The sequence below is a fragment of the Bacteroides sp. D20 genome (assembly GCF_003436255.1).
GTDB lineage: Bacteria > Bacteroidota > Bacteroidia > Bacteroidales > Bacteroidaceae > Bacteroides > Bacteroides uniformis.
In genome coordinates, this window is the sequence record NZ_QSOO01000009.1 from 187,380 (window position 1) to 196,918 (window position 9,539).

General features: G+C 37.9%; 11 protein-coding genes. 5 read left to right on the forward strand and 6 right to left on the reverse strand.

Annotated features, from left to right (window positions below; translation table 11 throughout):
- Positions 1-18: 18 nt before the first annotated feature.
- The 4 genes from DXD78_RS11525 to DXD78_RS11540 all read left to right on the forward strand — a co-directional run bounded on the left by DXD78_RS11525 (position 19) and on the right by DXD78_RS11540 (position 4,515).
- Positions 19-1,383 (forward strand): ATP/GTP-binding protein, encoded by a 1,365-nt coding sequence (locus tag DXD78_RS11525; RefSeq protein ID WP_117652739.1) that lies wholly within the window; start codon positions 19-21, stop codon positions 1,381-1,383.
- On the forward strand, positions 1,367-2,464 hold the full coding sequence (locus DXD78_RS11530; RefSeq protein WP_117652730.1) for an RloB family protein: 1,098 nt from the start codon (positions 1,367-1,369) through the stop codon (positions 2,462-2,464). The genes DXD78_RS11525 and DXD78_RS11530 overlap by 17 nt, the downstream gene beginning before the upstream one ends.
- Before the next feature lie 253 nt (positions 2,465-2,717).
- On the forward strand, positions 2,718-3,881 hold the full coding sequence (locus DXD78_RS11535) for a DUF262 domain-containing protein (protein ID WP_117652731.1): 1,164 nt from the start codon (positions 2,718-2,720) through the stop codon (positions 3,879-3,881).
- Between the two features lie 4 nt (positions 3,882-3,885).
- Entirely contained in the window at positions 3,886-4,515 is a 630-nt protein-coding gene (locus tag DXD78_RS11540; protein WP_005836503.1) for a HEPN domain-containing protein, read from the forward strand.
- Between the two features lie 75 nt (positions 4,516-4,590).
- On the opposite strand, the gene DXD78_RS11545 is transcribed toward DXD78_RS11540, so the two are convergent.
- The 3 genes from DXD78_RS11545 to DXD78_RS11555 form a co-directional block, all read right to left on the reverse strand.
- Positions 4,591-5,490 carry a YafY family protein gene (locus tag DXD78_RS11545; RefSeq protein ID WP_117652732.1) on the reverse strand — a complete coding sequence of 300 codons (900 nt, stop codon included), beginning with the start codon at positions 5,488-5,490 and terminating at the stop codon, positions 4,591-4,593.
- A gap of 115 nt (positions 5,491-5,605) precedes the next feature.
- Positions 5,606-6,094, reverse strand: coding sequence for an SLOG family protein (locus DXD78_RS11550; protein ID WP_117652733.1), 489 nt, complete (start codon positions 6,092-6,094; stop codon positions 5,606-5,608).
- A gap of 4 nt (positions 6,095-6,098) precedes the next feature.
- Positions 6,099-6,659 (reverse strand): ribonucleotide-diphosphate reductase subunit alpha, encoded by a 561-nt coding sequence (locus DXD78_RS11555; RefSeq protein WP_117652734.1) that lies wholly within the window; start codon positions 6,657-6,659, stop codon positions 6,099-6,101.
- 764 nt (positions 6,660-7,423) lie between these two features.
- Between DXD78_RS11555 and DXD78_RS11560 the strand changes: the two genes are divergently transcribed.
- Positions 7,424-7,645, forward strand: coding sequence for a helix-turn-helix domain-containing protein (locus tag DXD78_RS11560; protein WP_007835189.1), 222 nt, complete (start codon positions 7,424-7,426; stop codon positions 7,643-7,645).
- Here DXD78_RS11560 and DXD78_RS11565 read toward each other — a convergent pair.
- The 3 genes from DXD78_RS11565 to DXD78_RS11575 form a co-directional block, all read right to left on the reverse strand.
- The gene (locus tag DXD78_RS11565) at positions 7,642-8,025 is read right to left on the reverse strand and encodes a hypothetical protein (RefSeq protein WP_117652735.1); all 384 of its coding nucleotides are present in this window, start codon (positions 8,023-8,025) and stop codon (positions 7,642-7,644) included. The two genes, DXD78_RS11560 and DXD78_RS11565, sit on opposite strands and share 4 nt — an antisense overlap.
- A 98-nt stretch (positions 8,026-8,123) precedes the next feature.
- The gene (locus DXD78_RS11570; protein WP_117652736.1) at positions 8,124-8,483 is read right to left on the reverse strand and encodes a hypothetical protein; all 360 of its coding nucleotides are present in this window, start codon (positions 8,481-8,483) and stop codon (positions 8,124-8,126) included.
- 95 nt (positions 8,484-8,578) lie between these two features.
- Positions 8,579-8,833, reverse strand: coding sequence for a hypothetical protein (locus DXD78_RS11575; protein WP_117652737.1), 255 nt, complete (start codon positions 8,831-8,833; stop codon positions 8,579-8,581).
- Positions 8,834-9,539: the final 706 nt, after the last annotated feature.

Here is a 9,539-nt window from a genome sequence, read left to right on the forward strand (position 1 = left end):
CTCATCTTAAAAGACTCAATGAAATTCATGGACAAGAATTTAAAACTGAAATTGCGAAGAAAATTCGCGAAAAACGAAGAAAAAACTTTGAATAGAAAATTTAAAAGGCTATTTTTGTGGAAAAGATGCAAGAATATGATATTAAATTTAGAAATTAAGAATTACCGTTCATTTAAGGATGTATGTTCCTTTACGACAGAGCCGACTTCTTCAAAGGCTAAGGTCGATAATATATGTGAAGTTGAGACCAATGCAGAAGGATTAAAGAAGGCTTTGAAAATCTCTTTGATTTATGGAGCAAATGCTTCAGGTAAGACTAATATCATAAAGTTTTTATACAGGTTCAGACGATGGGTCCATAATCTTGACAACAGGGTTGGTGATGATATTCCATTGTATCAGCCGTTCAAATTTGACAATGCCACGTCTGATGCACCGATAGGTTTTTCAATGGAGTTTATAACTCAGAAAATCAGATATAAATATGAAGTCAGTTTTACCAGATTGCAGATAGAGTCAGAATCGCTGATTTATTATCCAAATGGTAAACAGACACAACTTTATGAACGCACTTTGCTTTCAGAAGATAAAGAATCAGATACTATTAAATTCGGATCAAGCCTTTCTTCTTCAAAGCCTTTCAATGTATTCAAGAACCAGTTGCTGATTTCCAAGTTTCTGAAGGATACACCATGCGAACCGATAACAAATGCCGCAAAATATCTGGCAGATATGATAGTTTCCAACGGCTATCATGAAGATACCATGTTGGGTGAAGATAAGGAAATGGTCAGATGGCTTTATTCACGTCCTGAAAACAAGAAACTGCTTGCTGAATTTCTGGCATTTGCGGATACCGGTATGGCCGGGTTCCAGCTGGAAAAGCGCAGTGACGGCGTTGAAGTTACAAGCCAGCATGGTCTATATAATGATGGTGAGAATTTGGGCAAAACAGCAGACTTGCCTTTAAAAGAAGAATCTTTTGGTACTAGATCACTTTTCCTTATAGGCTGTTATATATTACAGGCACTGCAGAATGGAAGTCCGTTTTTTATAGATGAAATGGATTCCGGGCTGCATTCCTACATAACACAGCTCATTGTGGACATCTTCAGAAATGAAAGAATAAACAGAAATAATGCCCAATTGATCTTTACAACCCATGATGTGAATCTGCTTGACCAGAATACTATCCGTAAAGACCAGGTATGGTTTACAGAAAAGAATGAGCAGGGAGTATCAGAAATATTCTCTCTTTCCGATTTTGAGGACGTAAGAGAGGATACATTGTTTGCCAAATGGTATTTGAACAATAAGTTTGGAGGTGTTCCTTCATTAAAACCACTGGAGAAACTGTTTGTAGACTATGGCAAGAACGAGTGAAAATAAACGTCATAGTAAGTATGTCATAAGAATAGTGTGTGAAGGCGATAAGACCGAACCATTGTTCTTTACAGACTTGTGTGACCAGTTTTATGGTGACAGCAAGGATTTTGATGTACGTACAATTCCTCAGCCTAATATACCGGTTGAAGATGCTGAAGCGGATTCTTCCAGAGGAAGCTATAAAGGGAAGAAACGTAAAGTCAAGTCAGGTGGACAGAAAGATGTTGCTGAAGATGAAGTTATTACCGGTGTTCCACCATTAAAATGGGTGTTGTATGCAAGAAAAATCATGTCTGAAGGAGTGGATGAATCCTGGGCAGTATATGATAAGGACGAACATCCTAAACATGAGGAAGCCATGGCCGAAGCCAATAAGATAATAGATGGCAAAAAGGTAAATATTGCTTTTTCAAGTCGTAGTTTTGAATATTATTTGCTGCTTCATTTTGAGTACCTGTATTACGGTTTTGAAGCAACGGAATGCGGCGAGAGAATAAAAGGCAAAAAGCAGATATACGAATGTGGTACTGGTAAGAATCCTGATAAGGATTGTGACGGTAAGAAATGTATCAACGGATATGCGAGGAAACACGGATACTGGATGGAAAGCAAATCATCAGTTTCTACCTTTCCGCTGGTTAAGGACAAATTACTGAAAGGCATGATCAATGCATGTCGGTTGAGAACGGAAAGTGACTCAAAAACCGATGAACCGATTTATAAACGCAATCCTTATACGAATGTAGATATTCTTGTTGGTAGACTGATAGGAAAAGAAACGGTAAGCTATGGTACTACATATACCTTCAGAGACTATGGCTCTGACTGGTCTGTAAGACTTGACGAGAGAGGCTTAAACCTGACAAACAACAAGAATGGTTCTGAAATATTTCAAAGAGGGATGTTTATGATATATGATTGGGAGAAAAATACCAGAAAGGAACTAAATGAGAAGGTGCTGCTGTTGGGTTCCGGAGAAACTGATTTGTTGTCCTGTACTCTAACTGATATCCAAGTTATATCTATTAAGGTTAGTCATGAAAAAGAGGTCCTATTGTTACCTAACTTTATTATTTAAGTAATTAATATACAATTATATAAGCTCTTCTAAAAAAATGATATAATTATATACTTTATAGATAAGAGTGTTTCATTGTTCTAAAGTAATGGTTACATTTGTGTTTATATTGTTTTTGTTCAAACGATTTATGTAAATTATTTAATTCTATATTGAATTGTTTTATATTTAATAAGAGCAAATACTTAGTATTGGACGGGAATTTGAAAAAATAATCATTAACTTTGTATAAAACTTAAATGTATTAATTGTTATGTGTGATATTGAAAATAGAAATATAGAAACTGAAATAATTATTGATAATCAATCAGATAGTGAAGATATACAAAATATAGATATTTCTGATGTTGTTGTATATGCTAGGGATTGGACTATAGAAACAATATTTAATCAGATTAATATTGGTAATATAGATCTTAATCCAAAATTTCAAAGAAGAAATGCTTGGAACGATGATAAAAGAAGTAAACTTATAGAATCTATAATAATGGGGTATCCGGTTCCTGAGATTGTTCTAGCTGAGAATCCTAATAAAAAACGTTCTTTTATTGTTATAGATGGAAAACAGAGATTGCTTACGCTTGCAGGATTTATTGATAACGAAAAGTATAAGTATTGGGATAGACCAGTACTGAAGGGACTTAAGGTATTAAAAGAGTTAAACAGAACAAAATATATAGATTTAGATGATAAATCTAAACGTGAATTTGATAACTCTTCATTGCGCTGTACTGTTATAACGAATTTCAAGGATATTCAAATTTTATATGATATTTTTTACCGACTTAATTCAGGTTCTGAATCTTTGTCTACTCAAGAATTAAGACAAGCTCTTAATAGAGGGAAATTTGCTGATTATCTAGTAGAAATTACAAATACATTGCAACCCATTCATTCCGTAATGAATTTATCTGAACCTGATAAAAGATTTAGGGATATTGAAATTCTATTAAGACTTTTTGCTTTTATAAAGTATCCCAAGGAATACAAAGGTAATTTAAAAAGGTTTTTGGATGAAAAGATGGGTGAAATAAATAGCAAATGGGCAGAAATTGATTCTGAAATAATGGATCAATATGAGAAAATAAATTCTACAATTAATTTACTTAAAGATATATTTGGAGACTATAAATTTATTGGTCGAAAATATGATGAAAATGATTTTTCTAATAGATTTAATAAAGTCTTATTTGAAGTGGAAGTTTTTTATTTTCTGCATTTGGATGATAAAATTATCGAACATAAACAAAACTTCATTGATGCATTTAAGGAACTTTGTTTAGAAGATATTGATTTTAGATCTTCTATTGAAAGTTCTACAAAGAATATCGAAAATTACAAAATAAGATATACTAAATTCCAAGATTTAATAAATAATTCTTTTGGCTTGAATTTATCTATAAATCCTTTTTTATAAATATATGGTAAGTATAAAAGATTCTCTTGATAAGTTGGAATTGTATTTATTGGAACTCGAAGAGAAATATATAGATACCCATGATGATCCTTTAGAGGATCCGGATAAATATAAACTTGATGTTAGAAGTTATTGTGTTCTTTCTCATGCTGCTTTTGAAGAGTTTGTGGAGAATATATGCCTGTACACTTTAAATGAGATAGAAGATAAATTTATAAACACACAGCGTATTAGTTATTCTACATTGTGTTTATTACATTTTAATGGTAATACTAAGACAATAGATGATGATAGTTGGGATGATAATGATAGAATATATGATTATCTATTAGGACAAATAAAAAGTATAAAGAGCGAATTTTCTAGATACATAATGAATCAAAATCATGGTGTTGGATTAAAATATCTGAAAAAACTATTAGTACCATTAGGATTATATACCCCTATAGATATTAGACTTAAACCATCTTTAGAAAATTTGACTAAATATAGAGGAGGTTATGCACATTCATCCCATAGAAATATTAGAAGTTTATCTCCTGAAGATTCAAGAACATATGTTAGAGATGTATATGAAATAATGGTTGAATTAGCAAAGAAATCTAGTAATATTTTTTATTATAGTATTCATTAATATCGAGATTAATGTATTAAATTAATGACAAAATGGGAATAATACTGGATTAATCTTTTAGATAATAAAAATTATCTAAAAAGAGACATTGTATCTATTCCTGATACGCCCAATCTTCTGAAGCAATTTCATTCTCAACTTTTCCGGGAAAGTAATCTCCACCTTATCACCGAGAGCCAGTATTTCATCTACCAGTTCGTCAGTCACAAGAAGCATGTAGTCAAAAGACGTAAAAGTCCCCATATCATTCCTTTCCACCTGCGAATGGTGGAAAGGATGCTTTCTCAGATAATCGGCAAATGGACCGTAAGCCCGTAGTGTAACCTCTTCCGGCTGCTGTCCGGTCGGAGCTACAACACCAATGGAGTCTGAAAGACGTTTGGCCAGCGAAAATCTGTAGTCAGTCTGAAACCTGTTTCCGCTAAGATAGATTTTGGTCAGAGCTTCAAGAGGAACAGCACAGAACTCTGATCCGTTCCTGTATCCGAGCAGATACCAGCGGTTATGGAACAGCTTCAAACCTTCCGGTCGGAAACGGCCTTCCACTTCATTGCCCTTGTCATTGGTGTAGAATATGTACAGCTCATGTCCATCGCTGATACATTCCGATATATCAGGAAGGTATTCAATACCGCCAGACATGTCAGGCAGTACAACACGATGGAACAGACACGGACTGCTTTTCAGAGCCACATCAATGATACGGCTGTTGAACAGCCAGTTCCGGCAGCTGTCACCGAGTATTTCATCCAGATTCTGGATGTAGTATGTATAGTCCTTTCTGTTGCACGCAATAACTATGTCGAAATTCTCCTCAATCATTTTTCTGTGGTGGTGGAATGTACGAAGACTCAGCGGCTTCCCATTGTACAGGAAATGGTGCTTCCAAATATCACAAAGCCTTTCAAAAGTGACCTTTCTTTCCTGATAGACCGTATGCAGCAGCCAAATGTAGCGGTTGTAGATATTGTTCATAAAACTACCTCAAATAACTTGTTTAACTATCTAAATATAAGCATTATAAACGAGATATGCAAGAAAATTGCATATCTGTTTTGTATAATATTTTCACTATAAACCGGACTGGTTTTCAGTACAGATTGACTATATCCATACCTCTCTTCCTTACCTCCCTGCAGGTATAGAATGTCCCACCATAAGGCTTGCTGTCATAAAAGGCAATCACGCCGCATGAATGCTCCAGCATGAAGTCATTGCGCCTTAGAAAGCATCCCTTGAAATAGTGTTCACTCAATACAATAACCCGGTCAGCCTGGGAAATTATTCTCTGATAACGTTCCTTTTCCATGGAAGGCCACCGGCAGCTCTGTCTTCTGAAAGGTACAACGGCAATGAGCCGTATATCCGGATACCTTCCCTTCAGTGACAATACAGTCTCAGCTGCCATCAGGTCGAATCCCATGGCCATGCCTGAATAGAAGCAGGTAATACCTGATTTGCATGCAAGCGACACGGCTTCAACAAGCCGTGCCCTTATTTCATCCTGCCTTTCTATGGGAATAGTTCTGTGTCCCGTGAAAGCCAGTGACTTTGATTTTTCTGATAATATTCCGTTCATAGTTCTATACTTTATAATGAGTTCTTGCAAGGAAGATGCCTTCAATGACATTCGCTCCGAAACTCTCCAACTGATTCGCATATATACCGAAACTGATTCCGCGTGTGATTACATCGTCAAAAACAATGACATCTTTCTCTTTGAACCACTCTTCATCAAACTCGATGACGCTTACCTTTCTGATTTCCTTTTCAGCCTTACGGTTTTCATGAATAGCAAGTCTTTCTCCGCATACCCTTACATGGTCATATCCGTTTATCGCTCCTGTGAGTTCACATACCCTTTTGCAGAAGTTCATATACCGGATTTCATTCTTTCTTACCGATGATGCCGGAACCGGAATGAATACCAACTGTGAGCATCTGCTGCCGTGTTCGTCAATCATTCTTGCTGCCGTCATCTGTGCCACCGCTTCATGAGACCTTCCATCCTTGAAGTCATAAACCAACTGTCTGTCGGCGATTTCCTTCTCGCCCACATTCTGAATACGTTTGGGAAAATACTTGCAGAACCATGTCTGTGGCTTTTCCAACTGCTTTCTGATGCTTTCGTCCATCTGTACCATACGCTCTGATTTTTTTCCCTTCTGTCAGCAAGTTTTTCAGCTTGCCCGAAGGATATTTTTTGCAGTTCTCAGAAGCGCAGGCATTCAATAAGGCAAACTTCAAGGAAAGCTGAAAATACGCTCAACCCCGTTTGAGGAAGATTTTCAGCCCTGTGTTTGACGTTTGCAATGCCGGAGATACCTTTGCAAAAAAATATCTGCAGAGGCATGCTGAACAAACCTGTGGCTGTAATGGTACATTAGGATAACCATGTATCCCTTTCGCATCAGATGTTTTCAGATAATAAAATGCACCCGTTTCAGGGGTGACGGTGTTGACAGAGAGTATCTGTCAGTGTATCAGATACTTCACATAGAAATCATGCGTTGACAAACGTTGACAGGCGTAGCCACAATTTTCAGTCCGCTAAAAATCCATAGCCAAACGTTGACACATTATAATACTCTATTCTTTATAAGAAAAATCAGAAAGAATATAATATACTGTATTACAGAAACTTCCCAGATAGACTTTATGTCGGATTTTCATTGGATTTGCTGTCAACGCTGTCAACCGTCAAATATATGCCTTCCTGATTTTCATAAAAAAAGATTCGTTATCAATCGCCTTACCCCAGCCGTATTGAATATGACAGGTAACACATAATCCATACAAATCCCACAATCTCCGGAATAATCCCATATTTGACGTATTGACAGCTAATAATCAACTGTTTACCTTTACGGCATCCAATAAACGAAAAGATTAACCAGCATGAGAAATAATGAAAGTTGTTCCGGAAAAGACATATTCAGTAAAGGAGGCAGCACGCTATCTGGGTGTTCACCGCTGCACCATCTATGCCTATATCCGTTATCTGGAAAAGCCGCTGGCTTTCCTGAAGATACCTGATAAGGCAAAAAGGGTGTTCAGAGGAACTGACCTGATAGCCTACAAGGAAACCGGCCTGCCCAAACGTGGCCGCAAGCGTAAGAAACACCGTTAGTTCAGTCTGTCCCATGGAATGGTATCCAGGACATTATATCTGACATTCATGGCTGCAAGTTCAAGAGCCAGCAGCCTTGCCCTTAGCCTGACATCCTCCATGTCGGCCACGGCCTGAAGGAACTCCGAAGGTTCCATTGCTCCTGACTGAATCATCCATTCCCTTGCACATTGTTCAGGAACAACGGCACTGACGAAAGAGAATATTTCTTTTGCTATGCAGCCGGCTGTACCGTCATCGGCTTCAATGGTAAAGCAGAACGGCACACCGCTCGAAGTCTTCCGTTTGAAATTGAGAAACCGGATTCCATCCATGTTTTCCATAGAAACGCTCCACCCATGCCGGGCAGAGATATTAAAAATATTACGACAATTTTCCATTTACCATACAATTATAGTTTTGTTTTCATTTACCTGCTATAATAAGCAGCCGGTCTTGTCCGTGACGGATAGGACCGGCCACTTCTGTTTATTTCAGACTATTCAAACCTTGCAAGAAATTCTTGAAGCCTGCTGTCCTGAATCTGTTTCAGCGGAACCGGATTAAAGTCCTGCTGCTGTCTTACCTGAAGCTTGCCAAGTCCCTGAGCACTCAGGTCAAGCTCCACATCCGAAAGCTCATTGAGGGAAATATACCCGTATTCATCCTCCATGAGTCCGACTACGATACCGAATAGAGTCACATCGTCATCCTCCCTGTTCCCTTCAAGGATAAACCATCTTACAGAACCAAGGGCAAAAACCGCACGGCAAACAGCCTCTTTTCCCTTGCCGTCCTGGGAATAAAGCGGATAACCCTCCAGAGCTTCCGCCAGTTGTGTTGTCATTAATCTGCACATATCAGTAAAAAATTAAAAGATTGTTTGATACTCATTCTTTTTGTTCGCATAACACTTGAATTTTTAAGTTCTGATTCTTTTCCCTCCAGTAAAGCTCATTGAGCTTCATGGCCGGGATAAACCGTTTTATGTGCATTTGTGACTGCGGACCAAAGGGAGAAAAAGACAAGTGTGAAGTCAGAGAATGCAGACGGAATACCCAAATTTTTGAGGCATGAGAAAATTTGCGGAAGGCTGCCGTCAAGTCCTCCGACTGAAAGCGCAAGCGTCACTTGGCGTTTCTCCAGTCCGCAGTACCTTTGCACATAAGAAACGGTTCCGGCTATGATGCTCCAATGTTTTCCTGACATTCAGTATTCAAAGATTTCTGAAGAGCATAGTATCCGTTTTCAGACAAACCACCGGTAACCGGTTGCCAATGTCAGAGCCTTTAAAGTGAAGAGTAGCGCAACCTTAAAGGCTCTGTCTTTGGTAACAGTCCTGATTTATCTGCATGATTGTATGAACCTGTCGGCTGAAACTTGCCTAGTATCGGGATACGAAGCAAGTCAGCCGGTTAGTTTCCGTAGCATAAGGCAAGTTGTTCCGGCATCGCATGAAATACGAACAGTCGGAACAGATTGCTTGTCTTTTAAGACGAGTATTCAAGGATACAGGCCGTTCCGTCAGTGCAAGCTTTAGCCTGCATCATCGGGACGGTCTGCTTGTATTCATTTTTCAGACATATTATCAATAACCAGTCGCCAATGTCAGAGCCTTTAAAGTTAAGAGCAGCGCAACCTTAAAGTCTCTGTCTTTGGCAACTGTCCTGATTTATCAGTATGGTTGTATAAACCTGTCGGCTGAAACTTGCCTGGTATCTGGATACAAAGCAAGTCAGTCGGTAAGTTTCCGTTATATAAGGCAATTTGTGCCGGCATCGTATGAAATACGAACAGTCAGAATAGTTTGTTTGTATTTTGAATAGATATGATAGCTTTTGCTTTCAGAAAAGTAAATAGCTTTCTTGAGTTCAACTTATAAATGCAACTTTTTGGGTGCGGATAATAAGCAATA

What these genes read in the sequence shown, in the direction of transcription:
- DXD78_RS11525 (WP_117652739.1), top strand. Translation starts at nt 19, where the DNA reads ATGAAATTCATGGACAAGAATTTAAAACTGAAATTGCGAAGAAAATTC.
- DXD78_RS11530 (WP_117652730.1), top strand. Translation starts at nt 1,367, where the DNA reads ATGGCAAGAACGAGTGAAAATAAACGTCATAGTAAGTATGTCATAAGA.
- DXD78_RS11535 (WP_117652731.1), top strand. Translation starts at nt 2,718, where the DNA reads ATGTGTGATATTGAAAATAGAAATATAGAAACTGAAATAATTATTGAT.
- DXD78_RS11540 (WP_005836503.1), top strand. Translation starts at nt 3,886, where the DNA reads ATGGTAAGTATAAAAGATTCTCTTGATAAGTTGGAATTGTATTTATTG.
- DXD78_RS11545 (WP_117652732.1), bottom strand. Translation starts at nt 5,490, where the DNA reads ATGAACAATATCTACAACCGCTACATTTGGCTGCTGCATACGGTCTAT.
- DXD78_RS11550 (WP_117652733.1), bottom strand. Translation starts at nt 6,094, where the DNA reads ATGAACGGAATATTATCAGAAAAATCAAAGTCACTGGCTTTCACGGGA.
- DXD78_RS11555 (WP_117652734.1), bottom strand. Translation starts at nt 6,659, where the DNA reads ATGGTACAGATGGACGAAAGCATCAGAAAGCAGTTGGAAAAGCCACAG.
- DXD78_RS11560 (WP_007835189.1), top strand. Translation starts at nt 7,424, where the DNA reads ATGAAAGTTGTTCCGGAAAAGACATATTCAGTAAAGGAGGCAGCACGC.
- DXD78_RS11565 (WP_117652735.1), bottom strand. Translation starts at nt 8,025, where the DNA reads ATGGAAAATTGTCGTAATATTTTTAATATCTCTGCCCGGCATGGGTGG.
- DXD78_RS11570 (WP_117652736.1), bottom strand. Translation starts at nt 8,483, where the DNA reads ATGTGCAGATTAATGACAACACAACTGGCGGAAGCTCTGGAGGGTTAT.
- DXD78_RS11575 (WP_117652737.1), bottom strand. Translation starts at nt 8,833, where the DNA reads ATGTCAGGAAAACATTGGAGCATCATAGCCGGAACCGTTTCTTATGTG.